Origin of the sequence: Andreesenia angusta, from assembly GCF_001855385.1 — a bacterium.
Lineage (GTDB): Bacteria > Bacillota > Clostridia > Tissierellales > Gottschalkiaceae > Andreesenia > Andreesenia angusta.
Genome location: NZ_MKIE01000015.1, coordinates 1 through 26,549 on the forward strand (window position 1 = coordinate 1; position 26,549 = coordinate 26,549).

The following is a 26,549-nucleotide window of genomic DNA, read 5'->3' on the forward strand; positions in this document are numbered from 1 at the left end:
GAAAGTGTACACCTTGTAGAGAGGGTACAAAGAGAATGCTGGAGCTTCTAGAGAAGATAACTAGCGGAAACGGAGAGATGGAAGACCTGGACAGACTAGAGAGCCTTGCAGAGACTATCAAGTCGGCATCGCTTTGCGGACTGGGACAAACTGCTCCAAACCCTGTTCTTTCGACTATGAAGCGTTTCAGAGACGAGTATATAGCACACGTTGTAGACAAGAAATGTCCAGCAGGAGTATGTCAGGACCTTCTAGAGTACCACATAACAGACGATTGTATAGGATGTACGAAATGTGCTAGAAACTGCCCAGTGAGCTGTATAGAAGGTAAAGTGAAAGAGAAGCACGTTATAGATACAGAGGCATGTATCAAGTGCGGAAACTGTATGGAAGTCTGCCCAGTAGGAGCAGTTATAAAGAGATAGTAAAAGTTGTTAGGGAAAATAGGACTGAGGAGGCATAAAATGAGAAATGTAACTCTTACTATAGATGGTCAAAAGGTGACTGTACCTGAAGACTATACTATTATAAAAGCAGCAGAAGAATTGGGAATAAATATACCGGCACTTTGCTATGACCCGAACCTAGAGGTAGTTTCGGCATGTAGACTTTGTGTAGTTGAAGTTGAGGGAAATCCTAAGCTTCAGACATCTTGCTCTATAGCAGTTCAAGATGGAATGGTAGTAAACACTGAAACTAAGAAAGTAGTTCAAGCTAGAAAAGACATATTGAGACTACTGTTAGACAACCATCCAAACGACTGTCTTACTTGTCAGAAAGCTGGAGAGTGTCTGCTTCAGGAGTACTCTTACAGATATGGAGTTACTTTCAGAGACCACGATGGAGCTAGAAGAGGTGGAGAGCTAGTAGACACTTCAAGCCCATATATACTAAAAGACGACAGCAAATGTATCCTATGCGGAAAATGCGTTAGAACTTGCTACGAGGTGAGCGACAGACAGGTGCTTTCTTTTGCAAACAGAGGATTCGACACTAAGATAGTTGCAGATGCAGACCTTAGCCTAGAGGAGTCTTCATGTGTATCTTGCAACAGATGCGTATCAGTTTGCCCAGTAGGAGCGCTTGTAGACAAGAGAATGCTTGGAAAGACTAGAGTTTGGGATGGAGAGTCGCAGCATATCCAGTGTAAAGTATGTGAATATGGATGTAATTTTGAAGTCCTAGCTGACAAGGCTGGAGAGAATGTAGCTGTAAGAGCGGAGAAGCCTATAGTAGGAAGACCGCTTTGCCTGAAGGGAAGAATGGCTACAGAGTTCATGTACCTAGACAGCCCAGAGACTCCTTACAAGAAGGAAGACGGAAAGTTTGTAGAGACTAGCTGGGAAGAGGCTATGGGACTTACAGAGGTTCTTAAAAAGCTAAACAAGTAGAGGCATTTAAATTTAAAAATTTATTTAGAACTGAAACTTGAAAACTGAATAAAATTTTGGATTGAGACTATGGATTGAAAATTAGAGGTGATACTGTGATAAAGATAATGATCAACGGAAATGAATGTATGGTAGAAGAGGGCATCACAGTACTTGAAGCATGTAGGAATATCGGCATCGATATTCCTACCCTATGCCACGATGAGAGACTTGAGGCTCATGCGGCATGTAGACTGTGTGTAGTTGAGGTTGAGGGAAAGCAAACCCTTATGACTTCGTGCTCGCTTAAAGTGTACGAAGGGCTGAATTTACAGACACACAGCAAGAAAGTTATGAATGCTAGAAAGGACATACTGGACCTTCTTTACTCCAACCACACTAAAGACTGTCTAAACTGTGCTAAATCTGGTGAATGTGACCTTCAGGACTATTGCTACGAGTACGGAGTAGAAACAGGAACTTATATAGGGGAGAAGAGAGATCTTAGGATAGACAACACAAATCCATTCTACTACTATGACCCTAAGAAATGTATTCTGTGCGGAAAGTGTGTAAACGTATGTAAGCAGCTTCAATGTACGTCTGCGATAGACATGAACGAAAGAGGCTTCAAGACTCACGTTGGAACGCCTTTTGAACTTGGTATAGAGCAATCTACTTGCGTTTCATGTGGAAACTGTGTGTCAGTTTGCCCAGTAGGAGCGCTTATGCCTAAGACAAAGGAAAAAGCCAGAATATGGGAGACTAAAAAGACTAGAACTACTTGCTCTTACTGTGGAGTAGGTTGCCAGATGGACCTAGTTACAAAGGGAAACAAGGTTATAGAGGTAAAGCCAGCTATGGCAGAGCCTAACGACGGACTTCTCTGCGTTAAAGGAAAGTTTGGATATAAGTTCATAGATCACCCTGACAGACTTAGAACTCCGCTTATCAGGAAAGACGGAGTGCTTGTAGAAGCTAGCTGGGATCAGGCTTATGCACTTATAGCATCTAAGATAAAGGAAATAAAAGAGAACTACGGACCAGACTCTATGGGAGGATTCACTTCTGCTAGGTGTACAAACGAGGAGAACTACCTTTTCCAGAAGATATTCAGAGCTGGAATCGGGACAAACAATATAGACCACTGCGCACGTCTCTGACATGCTTCTACAGTTGCAGGTCTTGCAACTACACTGGGAAGCGGAGCTATGACAAATAGCATAAAAGAGATAGAGAACACTGATGTAATGTTTGTAACAGGTTCTAACACTACAGAGAATCACCCTGTAATAGCGACTTATATGAAGAGAGCCAAGAAAAAAGGCGCGAAGCTTATAGTGGCAGACCCTAGAAGAATAGAGCTAGCTGAGCTAGCTGACGTATACCTTCAGATAAAGCCTGGTACGAATATCGCACTTTCAAACGGTATGATACACGTAATCCTCAAAAACAACCTTCAAGACAAGGCCTATATAGACGAGAGAACTGAGGGCTTCGAGGACCTAGTGGAAGCTGTTGAGAAATACACTCCAGAGTACGTAGGAGAGATATGCGGAGTAGATCCAGAGGACATAGTCAAAGCTGCAAAGCTATATGCCGAAGGTGAAAAAGCAGGTATCTACTACACAATGGGTATAACTCAGCACAGAACGGGAACTCATGGAGTTATGAGTCTTTCAAACCTGGCGCTTGTGACAGGTAATATAGGAAAAGAGTCAGCTGGAATAAACCCACTTAGAGGCCAGAACAACGTTCAAGGAGCCTGTGACATGGGAGGACTCCCAGCAGATCTTCCAGGATACCAGAAGGTAATAAGACCAGAGGTTATATCCAAGTTTGAACAGTCTTGGGGAGTAAAACTTTCATCCAAGGTAGGGCTTACGCTCTCTGAGATGATGGACGAAGCGGCTCACGGCAACATCAAGATGCTGTACGTATTCGGAGAGAACCCAATGGTGTCGGACCCAGATATAAACCACGTAAAGCATGCGCTTGAGCATCTAGATTTCCTAGTAGTTCAGGACATCTTTATGACTGAGACTGCAGAGCTAGCAGACGTAGTGCTTCCAGCTGCATCTTTTGCTGAGAAAGATGGAACTTTCAGCAACACAGAGAGAAAGGTTCAAAGAATCAGAAAAGCTGTGGAGCCGATAGAGGGAACTAAGCCAGACTGGCTGATCTTCATGGAGATACTCAACAAGCTTGGAATAGAGAAGAAGTACAGACATCCTTCACAGATAATGGACGAGATAGCATCGTTGACGCCTTCTTATGCTGGAATAAACTATGACAGGATAGAGGAGAATGGCATACAGTGGCCATGTCCTACTACAAATCATCCTGGAACAAAGTACCTTCACAGCGCGGCCATGGCCAGAGGCAAGGGGCTGTTTATGCCAGTTCACCAAGTGGACAGTGCAGAGATAGTAAACGAGGAGTATCCATATCTTCTGACTACTGGAAGAGTGCTTTACCACTACCACACTAGAACTATGACAGGAAGGGTAGATGGACTTAACAAGAAGTCACCTGAATCCTATATAGAGATAGCGGCTGTAGAGGCAAGCAAGCTTGGAATAGAAGACGGCGAGATGGTGAAAGTGTCTTCAAGACGTGGGGAGATAGAGACCAAGGCCAAAGTCACAGACATAGTCGAAGACAATGTAGTGTTCATGCCTTTCCACTTCGCTAAAGGTGCAGCCAACATGCTTACAAACACTGAGAGAGACGACATCGCCAAAATACCGGAGCTCAAGGTAGCCGCTGTTAAGATTGAAAAAATAGCAAAATAGGAGCTGAGAGTATGAGTTCTAAAAACCAGAAGTACGTTCAGATCATGAAATATGCTATGCAGATGGAGCTTGACGGACATAACTTCTTTAAAGAGAAGTCAAAAGTCTTCAAGAGCCCTATAACAAAAGAGCTTTTCGAGAGGTTCGCTGAAGTAGAGATGGACCACTACGAGTATATAAAAAAGCAGCTCGAGAGATACCTCGAAACAGACGAGTTTCAACTAGACGACGAGTTTCTGAACAGAAAAGAGACTTCGATCTTTGAAGCTAGGGAAAAGGCAGACCATATAGACACCACAGTTATAGAGTCGGATGTGCCAGACTTGACTGTGCTCAGAATGGCCTATCTTATAGAGAAGGACTTTGCCGAGTTCTACAGGCACTCTGCGGAGTCATCTGAAAACCCTGAGATAAAGAAACTCTTCGAGACGCTTGCCAAATGGGAAGACGCCCATGAAGAGATATTCAAATCAGAGTATGAGAGAAAAAGAGAAGAATATATAAACCTTCCTTGGGGGGGCTAAAAATGATAAGAGTGGGAATAATAACATCTAGTGATAAAGGTTCTAGAGGTGAAAGAGAAGACTTAAGCGGAGCTGTCATAAGAGAGATAGTAGAGTCTAGAGGGTATACAGTTGAAAGACAGGTTATACTTCCAGACGAAATAGAGCTGCTTTCAGAAGAGATGATCCGCATGTCAGACGAACACAAAATAGAGCTGATACTCACAACAGGCGGAACGGGGTTTAGTCCAAGAGACATAACACCAGAGGCCACCAATAGAGTTATAGACAGACCTACTCCTGGGATACCTGAGGCTATGAGATACCATAGCCTCGGTATAACTCCTAGAGGTATGCTGTCAAGAGGAACCGCCGGGATAAGGCAGAACAGGACGCTTATAGTCAACCTTCCTGGGAGTCAGAAAGCGGTGAGAGAAATACTCGAGTATATAATAGACTCCGTGGAGCATGGAGTTGAAATAATGCTAGAGAGGACATCTGAGTGTGGGAGAAAATAAATTTGGAACAGCTGTCATCTTAGCAGGAGGAAAAAGCAGTAGGATGGGATTCAACAAGGAGTTTCTAGAGATAGACGGAGAAAGCCTTGTAAAGAAGAACATAGAAAAACTCAAGACGATTTTCAATGAGATCATAGTAGTCACAAACAATCCAGAATATTATGAAAGTTTAAATATAATAACAGTACAGGACATATACTTTCAAAAAGGACCACTCAGCGGCATTCATGCATCGCTTAAGAGGTCGAGTTCAGAGTATATATACCTGCTGGCATGTGATATGCCGGAGATAGACATCCCATTTATAAAGTGGATGATGGATATAGTGAAGAGAGAAGCTCCAGAGATATCGGTAGTCAGAAGAGACGGACGCATAGAGCCGTTCAATGGATTCTACTCTGTAGCGCTTGCAGACAGGGTTGAAGAACTGCTCAAGCATGACAAGCTGGCTATAAGAGCTCTTATGAGCGAGGCCAAAGTTGAGTTTATAGACTTACATGAGGTTCAATCAGGTAGAGATATATTTTTAAATCTAAATACCCAAGAGGACTTGCACGGCTATTTAGAGCAAAGGAGAGATACCGTCATGAAGGTAGTTTCAAAGAGAGATGTGCTTAAGATAAGATATGACGACAGCGCAGTTGAAGAAGACAGCATAATAACAGAATATCCGTTTACTGTTTTCTTGAATGGCAAGGAATTTCTGACGCTCTTGTGCACAAAGCAGTCACTGGACTATCTGCTAGTTGGATTCCTGATTTCGGAGGGCCTTATAGACGGAAAACAGGATATAGAGAAACTAGAGATAGACGAAGAAAAAGGGACTGGATATGTAGAGACAGTGAAGAAGTCCAATCTTATGGAGAAGCTATACGGCAAAAGGACGCTTACGTCTGGATGCGGTAAAGGCACAGTGTTCTACAGCGTGGTGGACTCTTTCAAGTCAAAGAAAGTGGACCAGGATTTCAAGTTGGATGTAGATTCGATGAAAGACCTTATGAGAAAGTTCAACAGGTACTCAGAGACTTTTTTGGAAACAGGTGGTGTTCACAGCTGTGCGTTATCCGATGGGGAAGATATCGCAGTCTTTGCAGACGACATAGGAAGGCATAACGCACTCGACAAGATAATAGGGGAAGCTGTTATGAAGGATATCGAGTTCGATGACAAGGTGGTCGTAACCACTGGCAGGATATCTTCGGAGATAATGATCAAGATAGCTAAAAGAGGGATACCGGCCATAGTGTCGAAGTCGGCTCCTACACAGCTTGCCATAGAGATAGCAGAGGACCTTGGCATAACGGTAGTAGGTTTTGCTAGAGGCCAGAAGATGAATATATACACAAATATAGACAGGTATATTCAGCTATAAAGCAAAAAGGAGGAATAAGGATGAAAAAGAAAAGTTTATTGGCACTTCTGATGGTTCTAATGCTTTCTATTACAGCGTTAGTTGGATGCGGAAATAGCGAGCCAGCTGAAGACACGTCGAAAGAGTCAACAGAGACTTCTTCTGATGAAAAACAGGAGCTAGGAGAGATAATACTTTCAACAACTACAAGCACTCAGGACAGCGGTCTACTAGACTACCTGCTTCCTGTATTCGAAGAGAAGACAGGGGCAACTGTAAAGACTGTAGCTGTTGGAACAGGGGCAGCGCTTGAAATGGGTCAAAACGGCGAGGCAGACGTACTACTAGTACACGCCAAGGCTGACGAAGAGAAGTTTGTGGCAGATGGATACGGTACAGAGAGACACGACGTAATGTACAACGACTTTGTGCTAGTTGGGCCAAAAGAAGATGCACTTAAGCTTAAAGAGACTTCAGGTTCTGACATACAGTCGGCGCTTAAGAACATAAGCAATTCAGGCAGCACTTTTGTATCTAGAGGAGACGACTCTGGAACTCACAAAAAAGAGCTTAAGCTTTGGGAAGAAACAGGCATATCTCCACAGGGAGAGTGGTACGTTTCAGCTGGAGCGGGAATGGCAGATGTACTGAAGATAGCTAGCGAGAAGCAGGCATACACTATAACAGACAGAGCGACTTATCTTAGCTTAAAAGACACTCTTGACCTAGATGTGCTTGTTGAAGGAGATAAGAATCTGTTCAACCAGTACGGTGTAATACCTGTAAATCCAGAGAGAGAAGACAATGCAGAGATAAATGAAGCTGGAGCGAAGGCGTTCATGGACTGGATACTTTCAGAAGAAGCTCAGAAGCTCATAGGAGAATATGGCGTAGAGGAATTCGGCGAGCCGCTGTTTGTACCTAACGCTAAATAGAATAAAAGCCCCTAGGGGCTTTTATTCTTTACATAGGATATAATAGAGAGAGGAGAGCTGAAATGGACTATATACTTATGGGAATAAAAGAGGCTATAGCGCTTCTGACAAGCTTTGACAGAGAGGTCTATTCAGTAGTCGGGAGATCTCTCCTGGTGTCTGGAATGGCCACTGTGCTGTCCTCGCTCTACTCAATACCTATAGGCCTCTACTTAGGAATAAGAGAGCTGAAGGGAAGAAGACATATTTCTAGACTTATATACACTGGAATGAGCGTGCCATCTGTAATAGTGGGGCTTATCGTGGCCATAGTGCTTGCCAGAAGGGGGCCGCTAGGAGATTTGAAGCTGATGTATACAGTAAATGCAATGATAATAGCCCAGACGGTGCTGCTGACGCCGCTTCAAGTCGGGCTTTCATACAGCTTGGCGAGAAACAGTGGAAAGAGAATAAAGAACACGGGTACAACTCTAGGAGGGGGGAACTTCGACATAGTCAAATTGATTATTTCGGAGCTGAGGCCCCAGCTTATGATAAACGTGATAACTGCTTTTTCTAGGGCTATCTCGGAAGTAGGGGCAGTTATGATAGTGGGAGGCAACATAAAGGGTTATACAAGAGTTATAACCACGTCCATAACTATGTTCAACTCAATGGGCGAGTACCCAATGGCCATAGCGCTTGGGATAGTGCTTCTAGTCCTGTCTTTCGGAGTGAACTCAGTGGTCTACAGCTACAACACGGAGGAATAGTATGGACGTATATATAGAGAATTTAAAAAAACAATTCAACAAGAGAATACTGTTTGAACTCAGGGACATGGAGTTTAAATCGGGAAGAATAAATGTGCTTATGGGGAGAAACGGGATAGGAAAGTCCACGCTTTTCAACATAATAGCAGGGCTAGACGAAGACTACGAAGGCAGCATAGCTTACGATGGCGAAGCCTTAAGCAAAGAGAAGATGCAGGACATAACGCTTGTAAGCCAAAAACCCTATATACTGAATCGATCTGTCTATGAAAATCTGGCATATCCCCTGAGACTTAGAAAATACAGCAAGCGCGAAATAGAGGAGAAAGTGGAATTCTATATAGAGAAATTGCAGCTTAAAGAGCTTAGAGATCAAAACGGACGATCTTTATCTGGAGGGGAGATGCAGAGAGTTTCTCTTGGAAGAGCACTCATATTCTCTCCAAAGCTCTTGCTGCTAGACGAATATACGGCCAGCATAGACGAGAGGTCGCTGGGTTTCATGGAAGAAATCGTACTGGAGTACAAAGAGACGGGCGCCAATATAATAATGATTACTCATAGCAAGGAGCAAGCTGAAAGGCTAGGAGACAGTCTAGTATACATGAAGGAGGGTTTATAGCATGGATTTCTTTAAAGCGGTAAGTGTGGAAGATGGACAATCGGCGATAGCTTCAAGGCTCAAAGGATACGCACTTGAGTCGGAAGAAGTCGGGATATCCGAGTGCAGAGGGAGGATACTATCAGAAGATGTAGTTTCACGTGAAAACATACCTGGATTCAACAGGTCCACAGTAGACGGATATGCAGTGGACAGCAGAGACAGCCACGGAGCGAGCAGCACTATACCCAGCATGCTTATGCTGGTGGAAGAGGTGGAGATGGGCTCAGCTCCAAGTAAAGCCATATCTAGAGGACAGACGTCTTATGTACCGACAGGAGGCATGATTCCGGAAGGTGCAGACTCTGTAGTGATGATAGAGAACGCCGAGAAGCTAGACGAAGAAAACATAATGGTATACAAGGCTGTTTCAAAGGGACAGAACGTGATACTAAAAGGCGATGACATCAGAGAAGGGGAAGTAGTGCTGCCCAAGGGGAAGCGACTGACATCCCATGACATAGGGGTGCTCGCGACCCAGGGGATTTCGAAAGTGAAGGTGCACAGAAAGCTCAGAATCTCCATAATATCCACGGGAGATGAAATAGTAGACATAGACGAGCCGTTCGAGACCGGAAAGATAAGGGATATAAATGGATATGTGCTCGCCTCTAGAGTCGAAGAGCTAGGCGGCGAAGTGGAGAGAAAGGTCATTGTGAAAGACGAGTTTGAGCTTCTAAAGAGGGAAGTGGCGGAGTCGCTGGCGAACTCAGACATAGCCATAATCTCCGGGGGTTCTTCGGTAGGTGCTAAGGACTATACGCACGACGTCATAAACTCATTTGGAGGAGAAGGCGTATTTATACACGGCGTGGCAGTGAAGCCAGGCAAGCCCACTATAGTGGGGATGGCTGGAGACAAGATGGTATTCGGACTTCCAGGGCATCCATCGTCCTCTATACTCCTGTTCAACATATTTGTAAAAGAGGCCATGAATCAGATAAACGGAACTATAGAGAAAGAGAAGTCAGCGTACTGCGTGATGGACTCCAACTTTCCTTCTTCTTCAGGCAAGAGAACTTACCAGATGGTGTCTGTGTACGAGGAAAATGGGGAGCTACGTGCTGCGCCTGTATTCGGGAAGTCTGGCATGATAACACTCCTCTCGAAGTCTGACGGGTATATAGAGATAGAGCCTCATGAAGAAGGGGTTTACAGTGGAGACAGAAGAAAAGTAAAATACTTTTAGGAGTTGAGCAAATGAAAAAGAGGAATGTGTATATAGACAATATAGAGGACGAGCTAGCTATAATCATGTACAGAGATCGCCTTCGCATAGAGAGTCAGTCGGAGTCGGTTCCCTTGGAGGAGTCTCACGGAAGGGTCACCGCTGTAGCTGTATACGCCAAGAAATCCTCCCCTCACTACAACTCTGCGGCCATGGACGGCATACTTGTAAGGTCCAAGGACACGGAAGGGGCCAGCGAGGTCAGGCCGGTAGAGCTAAAAGAGGGCGAAGACTTCGTGTATGTAAACACAGGCAATCCAATCCTAGAGGGTTTTGACTCGGTCATAATGATAGAAGATGTAATTGAATGCGGAGACGGAAGAGTCAAGATAAACAAGTCAAGTCATCCGTGGCAGTATATAAGGAATATAGGGGAAGATATAGTCGTGACAGAGATGATAATACCATCTAATCACGAGATAAGGGCAATAGACCTGGGGGCCCTGGCAGCCGGGGGGATAGAAGAAATTGAAGTGTACAAGAAGCCTGTAGTGGGCATAGTCCCAACTGGGAGCGAGATAGTCAAGTCTGCGACTACAGACATAGAAGGCGAGATAACGGACTCGAATTCGCTAATGTTTGCAGGCCTGGTCAGAGAGTACGGCGGCGAGCCGCACAGGATAGACCCTGTAAGAGACGAGTACGAGCTCTTGAAGGAAAAGATATCGACAGAGGTAGATAGAAGCGATATACTTATTATAAATGCAGGGTCCTCGGCAGGCACTAAAGACTACACAAAGTCGATAATAGAAGAGCTTGGGGAAGTCGTGGTGCATGGAATCGCAGTGAAGCCAGGGAAGCCTACAATACTTGGGATAATACGAAACAAGGCCGTAGTGGGTCTGCCAGGCTACCCGGTGTCTTCCTATATAGCCTTTGAGACTTTTGTAAAGCCCATACTGCTTGACTACTCGGGAAAGAGGAAGAAGCCAAGTCAAGTCGAGGCGATTCTCTCCAAGAGGGTCTACTCTTCACTCAAGCACAAAGAGCTTATAAGAGTGAGTTTAGGTGTTGTAAACGGAAAGCTGATAGCCACGCCTATATCGGGTGGGGCCGGAGCTACCATGAGCCTTGTAAAGGCAGACGGAATAGGAATAGTGCCGAGAGAAGTGGAAGGCATAGAATCGGGAGACAAGATAAGCGTACAGCTGCTTAAGCCATACGATGAAATAGAGGACACGCTGGTGTCTATAGGGAGCCATGACATGGTGATGGACATATTGGGAGATATGATGAGAGTATCTTCAGCCCATACAGGAAGCTTAGGTGGGATAATCTCGATGAAAAAGAAAGAGTCGCATGTGGCGCCAATTCACCTCCTAGATGAAAGTACAGGGGAATACAATATTTCCTACGTAAAAAAATACTTCCCAGGAGGAGGCATGAGCCTTATTAAGGGAGTGCAGCGTGTACAGGGCTTTATAGTTCCAAAGGGAAACCCAAAGCAGATACAGTCGGTTAAAGACCTCTCAAGAGGAGACATAGTCTTTGTAAACAGGCAGAGAGGGTCTGGAACCAGGATACTCCTTGACTACCATATATCAAGAGAAGGTGTAGACACGGAAGCTATAGATGGCTATGACCTTGAGTACAACACGCATATGGACATAGCCCAGGCTGTAAAATCAGGAAATGCTGATGTGGGGCTCGGGATAGCCTCTGCTGCATATGCGCTTGGGCTTGACTTTGTGGAGCTGGCAGACGAAGAGTACGACTTTTTAGTATATACAGACAGCTTGAAAGAAGCTGAGATTGAAAAGTTTATAGAGATACTGCGCTCAGAGGAGTTCAAAAAGAGAGTTGCGGAAATTCCAGGATATAAAACAGACAGAGCAGGAGAAGTAGTAGAAGTCAACTAATACGAGAAAAGGTGAGAAGATGAAGGATTCATTTGGAAGAGATATAAACTATCTCAGAATATCTATAACGGATTTGTGCAATTTGAGGTGCAGATACTGCATGCCTGCCTCCGGGATAGAAAAAGTGGAGCATGAAGACATACTTTCATTTGAAGAATTCCACAGGATAGCTGAAATAGCTGCCGAGCTTGGAGTGAAGAAAGTGAGAGTTACAGGCGGAGAGCCGCTGGTCAAGAAGGACTTGGTCAAGTTTATAGAGAGCCTTTCATCCATAGAGGGCATAGAGGAGATAGCCCTTACAACTAACGGCATAATGCTTGAAGACTATGCAGAGGATCTTAAAAAGGCGGGACTTACAAGAGTCAACATAAGCCTGGACACACTTGACTCTGAAAAATACAGAGAGATAACGAGAGTTGGAGACTTGGAGAAAGTAAAGCGAGGCATAGAAAAAGCCAAGCAGGTGGGTCTAACTCCTGTAAAGCTGAACGTAGTGCTTATAGGTGGCTTCAACGTGGAGGAAATTCCGGACTTTGTGGAGCTAACCAGAAACGACGACATAGATGTAAGGTTTATAGAGCTTATGCCTATAGGTGAAGCGCTGAAGATGAAAGACGCACACTCTGTGAGCGCAGATATAATACTGGAGAGCGTCCCAGAGCTATATCCTGTGGAGAGAGAGGATGTATCTTCGCCGGCGAAGTACTACAAGCTTCCGGGAGGAAAGGGTAAGGTAGGCATAATAGAGCCCATAACATGCAAGTTCTGCAGTGACTGCAACAGGATAAGGCTGACGTCTAAAGGCAAGATAAAGCTCTGCCTCCACTCAGACGAGGAGATAGATCTAAAGCCGTATCTAGATGACAGGAAGAAGCTAAGAGAGGTGCTGGAAGAGAGCATAGGGCGAAAGCCGGAAGAGCACCATCTAGAGGATGGACAGTATGTGGAAAAGAGCATGTCCAAGATAGGAGGGTAAAGATGGAATTTACACATTTCAACAGCGAGGGAAGAGCCCGCATGGTAGAGGTTACAGATAAAGACGAGACAAAGAGGGTGGCCATAGCGGAGGGCTTTATAAGCATGAACCAGGAGACTCTGGAAAAGCTGAACGAAGGCAAGATAAAGAAAGGCGATGTGCTCTCGGTAGCGCAGGTAGCTGGAATAATGGGAGTGAAAAAAACAAGTGACCTTATTCCCATGTGCCACAATATATTTCTTACAGGTGCTGATATAAAATTCCAAGTCAAGGAAAACGGAGTCTATATAGTGTCTGAAGTCAAGACTGTGGGAAAGACAGGAGTTGAAATCGAGGCTCTTACAGGAGTGTCTGTAGCGGCACTCACCATATACGACATGTGCAAGAGCGTAGACAAGGGAATGACTATAGAGTACGTGAGGCTTTTGAAAAAGACAGGCGGCAAATCAGGAGATTTCACAAGAGAGTAGATTTTTAAATAAGAGGAGGAATCAGTCTTGGCTAGAGTATTGGATATAAACAGAAGCGACAAGAAGGGAATAGCAAAAGAGCCTATAGGTGAAGGGATATTTGTAGAGGATTTCGGGCTGGAGAATGATGCCCATGCAGGGAAATGGCATAGGCAGGTAAGTTTACTCGCCATAGAGAGCTACCACAGGATGGAGGAGATGGGGATAAAGGATCTTCCGATAGGGGCCTTTGGTGAGAACATAACAACGGAAGGTGTAGAGCTTCACAAGCTTCCAGTGGGCACAGTGCTCAGGATAGGAGAGACTGTTCAGGAAGTTACGCAGATCGGGAAAGAGTGCCATACTATGTGCAATATAGGCAGGACTGTAGGGAAATGTGTAATGCCTAACGAAGGAATCTTCACAAGAGTTTTAGTAGGCGGGAAAATAAGAAAAGACGACACTATAGAGGTAGAGCTTCCTGAATAGGGGGCTCTATTTAATATCGATGGGACTTTAGTCTAGTACTATGTATGCAGTTATGGTATTATTATATCGATAAAAGCATCTAAATAGTGAAATTTGACTTTGGGGGATTAAGATGAGCAAATTACAGATGAAAGTGCTGATCGGACTTTTGCTGGCTCTTTCAATGACATCTTTTGAGCTCTACTCTCAGATAAAAAACGGCTATGAGATTAAAAAAAGAGTGGAGGCAGAAGAGGGTTCAGCAAAGCCAAGCGATAAAAAAGAGGGGGACAAGATCGAGCTGGGGATTATACTGACACTGAGCGGAGTTACTTCAGCTAAAGACAATGGAGCGTTGCTAGGGGCAGAGCTTGCAGTTGAAAAGCTGAACTCAGAGGGGGGAGCGCTGGGAAAGGACTTCAGTATCGTGACTTTCGACAACAGGGGGACTCAGCTTGGATCTAGAGACGCAGCAAAAAAAGCAGTAGAGCGAAAAGTCGCTGGTGTCATTGGGCCAGAGAGGAGTTCATACGCTCTTTCGGCAGCGCCTGTGCTTCAGGAAAACAAGATTCCAACCATAACCCACTTGGCTACACACAAGGACGTTACAAGGATAGGGGATTACATATTCAGGGCATGCTATACAGACGAATACCAAGGAGCAGAGCTTGCAAAGCATGCGATAGACACCATGGGAACGAGCAAAGCAGTAGTGCTCAGAATGGTGGATGAAGACTACAGCCTGGAACTCTCGAGATATTTTAAAGATAATTACGAAGCGCTCGGAGGTGAAGTAGTCTGGGTAGGAGATTACAAGTCGAAGGACATAGAGTACTCGGATATTGTCTTAAAGGCAAAAGAGGCTAAGCCGGACCTGATTTTCATTGCTGGATATACAAAAGACGTAGGGCTTATAGTCAGAAAAGCTAGGGACTTAGAGCTCGACGCAAGGTTTTTAAGCGGAGACGGAATTGAGAGTACTGCATATAACTTTGGGGGACCAGCAGTAAATGGACTTAGGTCTGCAACCCATTGGCATGAAGATGTGGATTCAAAGGAGAGCAGAGAGTTCAAGGCCAAGTATGTTCAAGAGTTCAAAAAATCCGCAGTGGATGGAGAATCTGTGGCGCTTTCATACGATGCCACCATGATAATTGGAGAAGCCATAAGGCGGTCAAAGTCCCTAGACGGAGAAGCTGTGAAGAGAGAGATCAGCAGCACAGACAACTTCAAAGGAGTAACTGGAGTATACAGTTTCAACCAAAACGGAGATCCATTAGGGAAAAAGATGATAATAACAGAGTTTAAAAACGGAAAAAGAGAAGTAGTAAAATAATGGAGATATAGAAAGAGGGGTATAAGTGAAGAAAACTTTAAGCAACAGGATAAATAGTTTAATTATAATCATAAGCATTTTGCTTGCTACTATATTTTTCGTGCTTATACTCAATCTAAACGGATATTCGCAGAAGAGGGAGCTAAGTCAAATAAACTATTTTCTAGATACCTTGCTAGAACAGAAGAAAGAGGTCCTGGCAAACGAGATATTTTCAGGACAAGACGAGGCTATTGAATCTACGATAGAGGAATTCACCGCAAACGAGGGAATACTGCTAGGAGAGGTCTACTCTATAAACAGAGAGAAGCTCTCGTTTTCCGGGGAGGACTTCAACCAGGATAAGACGATAGATCCAAATGAGCTGAAGAGAGAAGCCAGCTTCAAGCTTGATAGCATAGATGGAAGAGAGCTTGCAGTATATACGTCCGGCATAGTGCTGGGAGAGGAAAACTTTGGCTATATAAGGCTTTACTACGACGTAGCCCCACTGAAAGAGTACAGCAGGCACACTACGGGCATAATCCTTCTTCTGCTCGCCATAAAGACTTTGGTGCTTATACTTATACTGAACATACGCTTGAATGAAATTGTAGTAAACCCGATAAAGAAGCTAGAGCAAGATATGAGCAGCATAAGCGACGGTAAATTTGAAGTGGGGAGAGAGGAATCTCAGATACTAGAGATAGAGCATATGAGGAGCGCTTTCAACCACATGGCTCAGAGCCTTAAACAAACACAGGAAAATCTGGAGAGCTTGGTTAACTTGAGAACGAAAGAGCTTACAGAGAGCAAGCGAATGCTAAGTGTGGTCATAGACACTATCCCCACTCCTGTATTCTACAAAGACAGCTCTGGGAAATACCTTGGATGTAATTCGGCCTTTGCAGAGCTTCTGGGCAAGTCGAAAGAAGAGATAGTTGGAAAGACGATCTTCGACTTGATGGAAGAGTCATATGCGGTTCCTGTCTTCGAGAAAGAGAGGCAGATACTCGCAAGCCCTAAATCTCAGAGTTACGAGGGAGTTTTCAACACCATATACGGGGTTAAAGACGTGATTGTGAACAAGGCCTCTATAGTTTCAGACTCAGGAGAGGTAGAGGGTCTTGTGGCTGTGATGTCGGATATAACGTACAGAAAAGAAATGGAGAGAGAGATGAAGTATGACGCCAAGTTCCAAGAGCTTATAGCGGATATCTCGGCGGACTTCATAAGCGTAGACGGTAAGAACATAGATGAAAAGATACGATCTATGTTGAAAGCTGTGAGTGAGTTTTTTGGATCAGAGAGAACATACATCTGTAGAAAAGCGGAGAGCGATATATATATTGACACGCTGGACTGGTGTGGGGACAGAGCACCGCATGCTCACCGAGAAAAGATGGATGAGAGCGAATGTCCATGTTTTAGGGATATAGCGAAAGACCGCAGTATAATAGTTATAAACAGTCTAGAGGAATTGCCTGAAGAAGCCAAGTCAGAGCGCGAATTCCTGACGAAATTTCAAATGAAGTCGTTTATGGGCGTGCCCATAGCTCCAGGAGGCAATGTGGAAGGGCTTCTAGGTCTTGCAATGATGTGTTCAGAGAGGAGATGGAGCTCCAAGGAGGCATCTCTTTTAAAAGTAATAGCGAATGTGTTTACAGATGCACTTGAAAAGAAGGACATAGAGGACAAGCTTAAAAAGTCGAACAAAGAGCTGAAGAGACTCTCAGAGACAGACAGGCTTACCCAGCTATACAACAGGCTGAAGACGGACGAGGTGCTGGAGTATGAAATAGTGAAGTCATCTAGAAACAGGATACCTTTCTCGGTAATACTGTTTGACATAGATAATTTCAAGGAAATAAACGACACATATGGGCACAGTGCTGGAGATAATGCGCTTCTAGAGCTTTCAAAGATTATAAGAGATGGACTGAGAAAGACAGACACACTTGGAAGATGGGGAGGAGAGGAGTTTATAGTCATATGTCCTGACACTGGGCTGGACGGTGCAATCTCAGCGGCAGAGAAGATAAGAATGGCCGTAGAAAGCCATAAGTTCGAGAAGGTGGATAAAGTCACATGCAGCTTCGGAGTGACAGAGTTCGAGATGCCAGACACGAAGAATACCATAGTGGCAAGGGCCGACGCGGCTCTATATAAAGCCAAGCGGAACGGCAGAAACAGAGTGGAATTTAAATAGAGTCCCTGGATATCCAGGGACTCTATTATTTTAGGCTATTCAGCCCATATTCGTTTAACTTGTTGTAAAGGTTCCGCTCGCTGATGGAGAGGACTTTGGCTGTGCTTCGTTTGTTTCGGCCACAGTACTCGTATGTGGCAACGATATACTCCTTCACGACTTCGTCGAGTGTTTTTCCAAGAGATACAGGAATCCAGTCGTTGCTTTTTTTAAGGTCCAGCCCCTCTAGGATACGGCCTGGAAGGTCGGAGACTGTTATTATATCCGAGGAAGACAGAGCTACAGCCCGCTCCACTATGTTTTCAAGCTCCCTCACATTGCCAGGATATTCGTAGTTTTCGAGTATGGCTATGGCTTCGGAAGACATTCCATTTATATGTTTTTTAAACTTCTCGCCGTACTTCTTTATAAAAAAGGATGAAAGTAGAGGGATATCCTCTTTTCTGTCCCTCAGAGGAGGGACTTCTATGCTGACTACGTTAAGCCTGAAAAACAGGTCTTCTCTGAAAGCGCCGCTTTCTACAAGCTCAGAGAGATCTCTGTTCGTGGCAGCTATAAGCCTAAAGTCGACAGGGATAGAGACCTCGCTTCCAAGAGGAGTGACTTTCTTTTCTTGAATTACCCTCAGAAGCTTGGCCTGAAGACTTATATCCATCTCCCCGATTTCGTCTAGAAACAAGGTGCCACCATTAGCCAGAGCTATCTTCCCGTTGTACTTGTGCTCAGCTCCTGTGAAGGCGCCTCTTTCGTATCCGAAAAGCTCCGACTCGAGCAGGTTGTTGGGAATAGCCGCGCAGTTTATTATCTCTAAAGGGCTAGAGCATCTCTTGCTGGAGTAGTGTATCCCCTTGGCTACCAAGTCTTTCCCAGTTCCGCTTTCACCTGTGATCAGCACGTTGATGTCCAGGTCTTTTATTTTTTCTATCATGCTGAAAACTTCATCCATTTTTTTGCTGGCAGCCACTATTTTAAAAGGCTGGTCAGGAGTTTCGATTTTTTGCTTTAAAGACTCGACTTCATAAGACAGGCTTCTGTAGTCGAGGGCCTTTTTTATCAGAATCTTCAGCCCTGTTATGTCGAGGGGCTTTGTTATATAGTAATAAGCTCCCATCTGAATAGACTTAACGGAGGAGTCTATAGTTCCATGGGCAGTCATGGCTATAACCATGACTTCTGGAAAATCCCTCTTTATGGACTTGAGTACGTCAAGCCCATCGTATTCCCCCAGGTACTGATCTAGAAGCACCAGGTCTATGCTTTTAGACTTAAGTAGGCTTAGACCTTCAGGAACAGTTGGCGAGGTGTATATGTTGAAGCTGTCCTCTAGCGCTAGCTCTAGAGCTGTCAAAATCGAAGGTTCATCGTCTATTACCAATATACTGTTCAAATTTAATCCCCCTTGCTTTTTTTCGGAAAAGACAGCCTGACTGTGGTGCCTTTTCCTAATTCGGTTTCTATATCTATGCTGCCGGAATTCTCGCTTACCAAGTTCTTGGTTATCGGAAGCCCAATGCCATGGCCACATTTTTTGGAAGTGTAGAATGGATCGAATATCTTGGGAAGAACTCGCTCCTCTATTCCATGACCACTGTCCTCTATGGAGATGTAAACTCTGTCTACAGTTTCGCTTGCAGAAATCGCTATTGAGCCACTGTCTTCAATCGCGTCTACGCTGTTTAGAAGTATGTTCAAGAGTATCTGCTTGAGTTGCGACGGATCGGCCCAGAATACTATTTCCTTGAAGTTCTTTGAAATAGCTATCTGCCTTTTCTTGAAATACGGCTTTGCCAAGAGAAGCACAGATTCGACTACATCGCTCAAGGCGACTTCAATCGGATTCGAGCTAGATGGCTTGGAGTAGTCAAGCAGAACAGAGGTAAGCTCGTTTAATCTGTTTATTTCGGATGGAACTATCTTGGAGAACTTGCTTAGAAAATCGCTATCTTCACCTTTGAGAGGCACCATGTCTACAAACATCTTTATAGAGGTTAGAGGATTCCTTATTTCGTGAGCTATAGCGGCTGAGAGAACTCCAAGCGACTGCATTTTGTCGGAGTGAGCTATAATCCTGTTCAAATTTCGCTCCTCAGTTAAGTCAAACAGGCAGAACAAGAGCCCATCGGACTGATTTTTATCCGAGATTGGAAGCAGCTTGTAGACCAAGACTTTTTCAGAGCCAGATTCAGTCTTAAGCAGTATTTCCTCTTCGATAGGGCTCTCGAGCACGGAAGTCTTTACCGAAGAAAAGTCTTTACCATGGAATAGCGGTATTTCGCTGAATGAATCGCCTTTAGAGATCTCAAGTCCAAGCGATTTTTTTGCGAACTCATTTATACTTGTTATTCTGCCGTGTGCATCGAAAGCTATTATGCCGGTAGCTACATTTTCTATGATTTTGCCCTTCAGCCTGTTTTCCTTGGCAAGGTCTAATTTGCCAGCCCGAAGCTGTTCAGTTCGCTTGCAGACTTCCCGCTTTAGAATTCTGTTCAACTTTATGGTCAAGAGCATAAAGGCACATACAGCAAGCAGAAAAGCGATGGCCAAGTAGAACAGGTTCTTCCACTTTCCTATGTCTGCAATCTCCTCACCGAACCACTTCTTGTATATCTTATGGTATGTTCCATTGCTCTTTATCTTGGAGATGCCCCTGTTTATGAGCTTGAGCGTTTCTTCATCTCCCTTTGACACGGCAAAAGCATAGGGACTGGTTTTCATAACCTCCCCAGATATTTTTATCTTGTCGAAGTACTTGTTTTTCTGTATAAAGTACAAGCCTGTGAGCCGGTCGCCTACAAATGCTTCCACTTTTCCATCTAAAAGGGCCTCGATACCCTCGTTCTGAGACTTGAACTTATGAAGAGAGATGCCTTCTATAAGAGATACGCTTTCGTAGGCTATGTCATCTTCTTGTATCGCCACGTCAAGACCGTTTAAGTCATCGAGTTCCTTTATAAACTGGTTGTCAGAGCGTACAAATATAACTTGGGAGTTCTCAAGGAACTCTTCCGAAAAGTCGAGGTACTCCATTCTAGATTCGGACTGTAGAGCTCCCTGAAGAGCGTCTAGCTCGCCGTTTCGCAGCTTTTCCATTGCGATATTCCACTCCAGAGGCTCAAGCGAGATGTCTATCCCAAGCTCTAGAGAGATTGCATTTGTTATGTCTACATTGAAGCCCTTGTAAACACCGTTTTCATCTAGATACTCGTAGGGTGGATAGTACAGATCGCCTCCTATTTTAAGGGACAGAGGTTCTGAGTAGACAGTGTTAAAAGAAAGCACAAAGGCTATAAAGACAAAAATTACGATTTTTTTCAAATTAACCTCCTGTTGGTTCTGACTTTACAATTTATATAGATAATGATACCGCAACTTGGCTTAAGACTCAAACTATTGAAGTCAATTTATACTAGAATACATAATATGATTATAAAAGGGTATAAATATAAAATAGAGCTTAAATTTAAAATAGGGGAGAAAGCCATGAGCGAAAAGAAAAGGTCCATAAGGAGAGAGGTTTTTTACTGGGGCTTGCTGCTCTTTTTTTTCATAATGGTGCTTTTTACAGCTATACTTATAAAGCCACGGTTTGACAGAGATATAGCTGACGCCAGAGGTTCGATAGAGCGTGAAAACAGCAGAATAAATGGATACATGGAGTCTATGTTTGAAGAGACGGACGCAGTTCTTGAAGAGCTTGCAGGAAACAGAACTGTAATAGATGTGATAGACGGAGGCGAGCCGAGCAAGAGCGAAGCCCTGGAACTGTACGACATGGTCAAGCATATGTATAAAAATGTAACACACGTCTTCTCTGGCTACAGAGATGGGACTATGATCATAGGAGGATATGAGCTGAAAGAGGGGTTTGACCCACGGGTGAGACCATGGTATAAAGCTGCATCACAGGAAAAGGACAGAAGCGTCAGGATTTCCTATACAGATTCAAATTCAGGGGAATGGCTTTTCTCGACTTCAAGGGCGATTTTAGATGAATCAGGGGAAGTCTTAGGAGTAATAGGCATGGATATCTCTAACGAGAGACTTTCCGAAACTTTAAAATCTTCGTACAAGTACGAAACTCAGAGAAGCTATATAATAAACGACAAGAGGATAATAATGGTCAATGGAAAGAACCGATTCCTAGGAGAAGATCTAGTCAGTGTCGTAGGTGGGCTTAGACCAGAAGATATAAGCGGAGATGAAGGGGAATTCGACTACGAGCTAGAGGGCAAGGAGTACTGGGCCCATTACAGAAGGATAGACGGAACAAACTTCTACTCTGTAACGGCTATAGACTCTGAGGAAGTGCTCTGCCCTATACTGGAAACTGCCGGTGTGACGGCCATCACGATAACTCTCTGTGCAATAGCTGTAGGGCTGCTTCAAAACAGGTTGCTCAAGAAGAGGTTTGTAGACCCATTTATGGAGCTCAGCGAGAGGATCCGAAATATAGCGGAAGAAAAAGAGGAGACTGGCCTCTTCTACAAGTTTAAAAATAGAGAGCTGATAGAAGCTGCAAACGACATTGAAAGGATAGCCAGAAAGTCCATAGAGGACAAAGAGAGACTCCTTAGGGCTTCAGAAGACAAGTACAGAAAGCTAGTTGAGAACTTAAGCAGAGATTACTTTATATATATATTAGACAAAGAAGGCAGGCTCAACTACGTCAGTCCTTCGGTGAAAGAAATGCTAGGCTACACAGAAGAAGAGCTTCTGGGTGGAAACATAGATTTCAAGGGAGGTCAAAAGATAGAAAAAATAGAAGTAGAGGAAGACTGTACAGACACGGACTCAACCGTATACGAGCTGGAAGTTTCGCGTAAAGACGGAAGAAAAAGATATATAGAGGTGACAGAAATTCTCCTAAAGAACGAGCTGGGAGAGACTTATGGAACAGAAGGCATAGCGAAAGACATAACAGATATGAAGGAAAGGCAGAGGAAGATAGAGTTCTTGAGCTTCTACGATGCCATGACAGGGCTATACAACAGAAGGTTTTTTGAAGAAGAACTCAAAAGGCTGGACTCGGAGCGCAACTACCCTCTGACACTTCTCTATGCAGATATAAACGGGCTGAAGCTGGCCAACGATATATTTGGACATACTGTGGGTGATGAGCTGATATCCAGAGTTGCAGAGAATATAAAGAGGGAGTGCAGGAAGGACGACATAATATCCAGGATGGGTGGCGATGAATTTGCCATAATCCTGCCCAAGACAGAGGAAAGTGAAGTGTCTAATATAGTTGACAGAATAAAAGCTGGATTAAGCGAAGAGCGCGTGGAAGAGCTCGTGGTTTCTGTTTCTTTCGGCTGGGCTACAAAGAACAAGTCTGGAGTTCCCATGGAAGATGTGCTTAAGAAGGCCGACGAGCTTATGTACAAGAAGAAGCTCTACGAAAGCCCTGAGATGAGGAAGAAGACTGTGGAGCGCATAGTCCAAAGGGCGGAGAGCATTGGGATAGTTAAGAAAAAACTGGGAGAAAGCGAGATAAAGCTACTTGAAAAGCTGGGAAGCGATATGGAGCTTGGAGATAAAGAGAGACAAACCCTAGAAAAAGCATATAGATTTAGGAATATAGGCGAGATAGCCCTCGACTTAGAGGTGCTTAAGAAGATAGGAAAGCTTACAGACGAGGAGTGGAAGTCTGTGAAAAGACATCCTGAACTGGGGTACAGGATACTCTCCTCTACTCCTGAATATTCAGACATAGCAGACTATGTTCTAAACCATCATGAAAGATGGGATGGCAGAGGTTATCCAAAGGGGAAATCAGGGCAGGACATACCTATGATATCTAGGATAATCTACGTAGTAGAGGCATATATAGCTATGACAGAGGAGAAGCACTACAACGGGGGGATTAAAAGCAGAGATGAGGTCATGGAAGAGCTAGATAAAAATGCAGGAACTCAATTTGACCCTGAAATACTGAAGCAGCTCTCAAACTAGACAGGGGGAAGGTTTAGAGACCTTCCCCGGTCTGAAAAATATTATGAATAATATACATAGACTTTGTGAAGAGAATATGTTAGACTATCCTTGACAATGAGGATTTCAATTTTAAAATTATTACATAAATCAAGGAGGAATAAAGATGTTATTAGTAGATAAGACAGTAAAAGATTTTGTTGCACAAGTAGCTAGTAATGAACCAGCACCAGGAGGCGGAAGCGTTGCAGCTCTAGGAGCTTCACTAGGAGCGGCTCTTACTTCAATGGTTGGAGAGCTTACAATAGGAAAGAAGAAGTACGAGGCTCTAACTGACGAGCAAAAAGCTATAGTAGACGGAAACCTAGCAGCTACTAAGCCACTTATAGAGAAGCTAAACGATCTTATAGATGCAGACACTAACGCATTCAACGATTTCATGGCAGCTATGAAAATGCCAAAAGAGACTGACGAAGAAAAAGCAGCTAGAAAAGAGGCTATGCAAGCTGGAATAAAGAAAGCTATAGAAGTACCTCTAGACGCTACAAAAACTGCTCTAGAAGTTCTTAAGCTTCAAAAAGGTCTTGCACTTTACGGAAACCAAAACGCTATAACTGACGCAGGAGTTGGAGCACTTCTAGCTTGCGCAGGAGTTGAGGGAGCAGCTTTCAACGTGCTTATAAACCTTGGAGACGTAGACGACGCAGCTTACGTTTCAGAGAAGAGAGCAGAGTGTGCTAAGCTTGTTGAAGAGGCTAAAGCTCTTAGAGACGAGACTGTTAAAATAGTATACGCAGCACTAGTTTAATAGATTAATACAAAAGCAAAAAGACATCGGAGAATTCTCCGATGTCTTTTTATTTTCTAGTCTTTAGCACCTATTTTTCTGATAAAATAGAACAGAAACAAAAATCCTAATTGTTAGGGGTAGATTTTATGGCAAGACAAAACGGTATAACAGTAGAAGAGTCCCTAAAGATGGACTGCATGAAGAACAGCAAGCTTATAGCAGGCAGTAAAGGCATGAGCAATATAATCTCAAATGTAAATGTCATGGCCGACCCGGATATAATGAGCTGGGTTGGAGGAGGAGAGTTTCTGCTTACAACAGGATATTCGCTGAACAAAGTCAGCACAGAAGAGCAGGTAAAGCTGATAATGGAAGCCAAAAAACAGGGACTAGCAGGACTCGGAGTCAAGATAAAGCCTTATCTAGAAGCTATGCCTAGAGAGGTAATAGGCTTAGCCGATGAAATAGGATTTCCTATAATAGAGATAGATCAGGAGATATCGCTATCTGACATAATGACGCCTATAGTAAACGAGATTTTCAACAAGCAGTCCTACCTTCTGAAGAAAATAGAGAAGATATACGAACAGTTTATGGATGCTATGCTCAATAGACTGGACATAGTCGATATAACAGAACTCACCAGTGTAAATATAAAGAACCCTGTTATGCTTAAACTTGAATTCCCGAACAAGATAATAGAGAAGTTTGAAGACTTGGACTCCAAGCTAAAGGAAGATATAAAGCATAATGCAGAAAAGTTCTATCAGGCTTCAGACAAAAACACCGAGAGAAAGATATATGAGACGGCAGAAATAATAAACGGCAAATATATAGATAGACTTATAATCCCGATAATAGCAAAAGACAGCGTCTATGGACATATAATGGCCTGGGGCGTAAACTCTTCTCTAGGCGGATATGAGATGAGTGTGCTTGAAATCGCGTCTACTACAATAGCCCTAGAAGTTCTAAAAGCCATCTCTGTAAGAGAAGTGGAAAACAGGTACAAGTCGGAGTTTATAGAGGATTTAATTTCCCTAGATGAAAAGCGGAAAGAGAAGGCTATTGAGAGACTGTCGTTCTTTAACTTAAAAGAAGACGAAAACTACATGGCCATAAGCATAAAGCTCAAGATGAAAGACGAAGAGAACAGCATAGACATGGCTTCGATACAGCAGTACGTGTCAAAAATATATGAGCAGATAGAGAGAAAGCTGGACAACTACAAGCTTAAAGGCATCATAGGAAGCAAGATAGAAAAGATAATAATACTGCTTTCTTATGCAGACAACGAGGGAGAGAAAGAGGTTCTAGATTTTATGTCCAAGGTGGAGTCGTTGACACTAAAGTATGATGAATTGGATATAAAGATTGGAGTTGGAAGGGTATACTCTGGGATAGAGAGCTTCAACAACAGCTATGTAGATTCAGTAAAAGCTATAAATACAGGGAAAATACTAAACGAAAATACAGTCACCCAGTTTGACGAGCTCGGAATATACAAAATTCTCTGCCAAGACCATCTCGAAGATGAGCTTGCCAGGTTTTACGAAACCACTTTAAAGGTGTTAGATGACTATGACAAGAAAAAGTCTACTGAGCTTGTAAAAACACTGGAAGCTTACTTTGAAAGTAACGGAAATTTAAAAAAGATGTCAGACAATCTATTTACTCACTACAATACGATACTCTACAGAGTTCAGAGAATAAAAGAGATAACCAACATGGATCTAGAAGATTCAAATGACAGACTTAACTTAGAGGTTTCACTTAAAATAAAGAAAATACTGGGACTCTAGTCCGACATGAGTACAGCAGCTGAAGAAATATCTCTTAAGCGTAAAGTCATGGGAGTCACAATCCCTACAGTGAATATTTAAGAAAACATACCATAATTGAAAGCAAGAAAATAGAATTATATAAAATCACTTAACTTGTAGGGAGTGCACAACTGAATGGTTTATATGAAAAACGATTTCATATACAAAAAAATTATAGAATTGAATTTACTACATTGGCATTTTCAAGCTATATGCACAGGCTAGGACTTTAAATTCAATGGATTTAATGATATAATGCGAGTGTGAGATATTAAAAAATGTGTATACAAAATGTAAGGCGACCGAATGGTGGATAAATATGTAAAAAGACGAGCCTGAAACGAAAGTTTTTGTGTACATATTACAAAGCGCGCAAAAGGCGGCATATGGTATTATATGATTAAGAAGAGTTATAAAAAAATGTTTGCAAACATGTTTTAAAGGTAAGTATCTAATGAGCAGAAAGCTACATACAAAACGAGGAGGAACAATAAATGGCAGATCAAAAGAAGTATATCCTAGCTGTACCTAACTTCAGTGATGGAAGAAGAGAAGACGTTATAGAAGCTGTAACAGGAGAACTAAAAGGAATCGAAGGAGTTAAGCTTGTAAGCGT

21 protein-coding genes and 1 pseudogene are annotated in these 26,549 nt (G+C 43.4%); 20 read left to right on the forward strand and 2 right to left on the reverse strand.

Going from position 1 to position 26,549, the window contains the following annotated elements:
* The 16 genes from EUAN_RS11215 to EUAN_RS11295 all read left to right on the forward strand — a co-directional run.
* The coding region (locus tag EUAN_RS11215) for a DUF362 domain-containing protein (RefSeq protein ID WP_143000723.1) at window positions 1–425 on the forward strand (425 nt) is incomplete at its 5' end.
* Between the two features lie 39 nt (window positions 426–464).
* The gene (locus EUAN_RS11220) at window positions 465–1,391 is read left to right on the forward strand and encodes an NADH-quinone oxidoreductase subunit G (protein WP_071064543.1); all 927 of its coding nucleotides are present in this window, start codon (window positions 465–467) and stop codon (window positions 1,389–1,391) included.
* Between the two features lie 95 nt (window positions 1,392–1,486).
* Window positions 1,487–4,165 carry a formate dehydrogenase subunit alpha gene (fdhF, locus tag EUAN_RS12370; protein WP_084655914.1) on the forward strand — a complete coding sequence of 893 codons (2,679 nt, stop codon included), beginning with the start codon at window positions 1,487–1,489 and terminating at the stop codon, window positions 4,163–4,165.
* Window positions 4,166–4,176: 11 nt separating this feature from the next.
* Window positions 4,177–4,689: a ferritin-like domain-containing protein gene (locus tag EUAN_RS11235; protein WP_071064549.1), complete on the forward strand. Its 513-nt coding sequence runs from the start codon at window positions 4,177–4,179 to the stop codon at window positions 4,687–4,689.
* Between the two features lie 2 nt (window positions 4,690–4,691).
* Entirely contained in the window at window positions 4,692–5,186 is a 495-nt protein-coding gene (locus EUAN_RS11240) for a MogA/MoaB family molybdenum cofactor biosynthesis protein (RefSeq protein ID WP_071064551.1), read from the forward strand.
* Window positions 5,173–6,558, forward strand: a complete 1,386-nt coding sequence (gene fdhD, locus EUAN_RS12375) for a formate dehydrogenase accessory sulfurtransferase FdhD (protein WP_084655915.1) — start codon at window positions 5,173–5,175, stop codon at window positions 6,556–6,558. Before EUAN_RS11240 ends, fdhD begins: the two co-directional genes overlap by 14 nt.
* A 20-nt stretch (window positions 6,559–6,578) precedes the next feature.
* Entirely contained in the window at window positions 6,579–7,472 is an 894-nt protein-coding gene (locus tag EUAN_RS11250) for an ABC transporter substrate-binding protein (RefSeq protein WP_071064553.1), read from the forward strand.
* 62 nt (window positions 7,473–7,534) lie between these two features.
* On the forward strand, window positions 7,535–8,224 hold the full coding sequence (locus tag EUAN_RS11255; RefSeq protein ID WP_071064555.1) for an ABC transporter permease: 690 nt from the start codon (window positions 7,535–7,537) through the stop codon (window positions 8,222–8,224).
* 1 nt (window position 8,225) lies between these two features.
* Entirely contained in the window at window positions 8,226–8,846 is a 621-nt protein-coding gene (locus EUAN_RS11260; RefSeq protein ID WP_071064557.1) for an ABC transporter ATP-binding protein, read from the forward strand.
* A gap of 1 nt (window position 8,847) precedes the next feature.
* Window positions 8,848–10,074, forward strand: coding sequence for a molybdopterin molybdotransferase MoeA (locus EUAN_RS11265; RefSeq protein WP_071064559.1), 1,227 nt, complete (start codon window positions 8,848–8,850; stop codon window positions 10,072–10,074).
* Window positions 10,075–10,085: 11 nt separating this feature from the next.
* Complete coding sequence (locus tag EUAN_RS11270) at window positions 10,086–11,972, forward strand: molybdopterin biosynthesis protein (RefSeq protein ID WP_071064561.1); 1,887 nt, start codon at window positions 10,086–10,088, stop codon at window positions 11,970–11,972.
* Window positions 11,973–11,991: 19 nt separating this feature from the next.
* Window positions 11,992–12,948, forward strand: a complete 957-nt coding sequence (moaA, locus tag EUAN_RS11275; protein WP_071064563.1) for a GTP 3',8-cyclase MoaA — start codon at window positions 11,992–11,994, stop codon at window positions 12,946–12,948.
* Window positions 12,949–12,950: 2 nt separating this feature from the next.
* Window positions 12,951–13,418 (forward strand): cyclic pyranopterin monophosphate synthase MoaC, encoded by a 468-nt coding sequence (moaC, locus tag EUAN_RS11280; RefSeq protein ID WP_071064565.1) that lies wholly within the window; start codon window positions 12,951–12,953, stop codon window positions 13,416–13,418.
* 27 nt (window positions 13,419–13,445) lie between these two features.
* Window positions 13,446–13,886 (forward strand): MOSC domain-containing protein, encoded by a 441-nt coding sequence (locus tag EUAN_RS11285; protein WP_071064567.1) that lies wholly within the window; start codon window positions 13,446–13,448, stop codon window positions 13,884–13,886.
* Window positions 13,887–13,998: 112 nt separating this feature from the next.
* Complete coding sequence (locus EUAN_RS11290) at window positions 13,999–15,201, forward strand: ABC transporter substrate-binding protein (protein ID WP_071064569.1); 1,203 nt, start codon at window positions 13,999–14,001, stop codon at window positions 15,199–15,201.
* A 25-nt stretch (window positions 15,202–15,226) separates the two neighbouring features.
* On the forward strand, window positions 15,227–17,389 hold the full coding sequence (locus EUAN_RS11295; protein ID WP_071064571.1) for a diguanylate cyclase: 2,163 nt from the start codon (window positions 15,227–15,229) through the stop codon (window positions 17,387–17,389).
* Window positions 17,390–17,414: 25 nt separating this feature from the next.
* On the opposite strand, the gene EUAN_RS11300 is transcribed toward EUAN_RS11295, so the two are convergent.
* The gene (locus tag EUAN_RS11300; RefSeq protein WP_071064573.1) at window positions 17,415–18,776 is read right to left on the reverse strand and encodes a sigma-54-dependent transcriptional regulator; all 1,362 of its coding nucleotides are present in this window, start codon (window positions 18,774–18,776) and stop codon (window positions 17,415–17,417) included.
* Window positions 18,777–18,778: 2 nt separating this feature from the next.
* Entirely contained in the window at window positions 18,779–20,704 is a 1,926-nt protein-coding gene (locus EUAN_RS11305; protein ID WP_071064575.1) for a transporter substrate-binding domain-containing protein, read from the reverse strand.
* 165 nt (window positions 20,705–20,869) lie between these two features.
* Here EUAN_RS11305 and EUAN_RS11310 point away from each other — a divergent pair, with 165 nt between their 5' ends.
* The 4 genes and pseudogenes from EUAN_RS11310 to EUAN_RS12470 all read left to right on the forward strand — a co-directional run.
* Window positions 20,870–23,341, forward strand: coding sequence for a diguanylate cyclase (locus EUAN_RS11310; protein ID WP_169817385.1), 2,472 nt, complete (start codon window positions 20,870–20,872; stop codon window positions 23,339–23,341).
* Between the two features lie 145 nt (window positions 23,342–23,486).
* Window positions 23,487–24,128, forward strand: a complete 642-nt coding sequence (locus tag EUAN_RS11315) for a cyclodeaminase/cyclohydrolase family protein (protein WP_071064579.1) — start codon at window positions 23,487–23,489, stop codon at window positions 24,126–24,128.
* Window positions 24,129–24,256: 128 nt separating this feature from the next.
* A complete protein-coding gene (locus EUAN_RS11320; protein ID WP_071064581.1) occupies window positions 24,257–25,912 on the forward strand; it encodes a PucR family transcriptional regulator in 1,656 nt (551 codons plus the stop codon).
* Between the two features lie 515 nt (window positions 25,913–26,427).
* Window positions 26,428–26,549, forward strand: a pseudogene (locus tag EUAN_RS12470) (glutamate formimidoyltransferase); the annotation flags it as partial.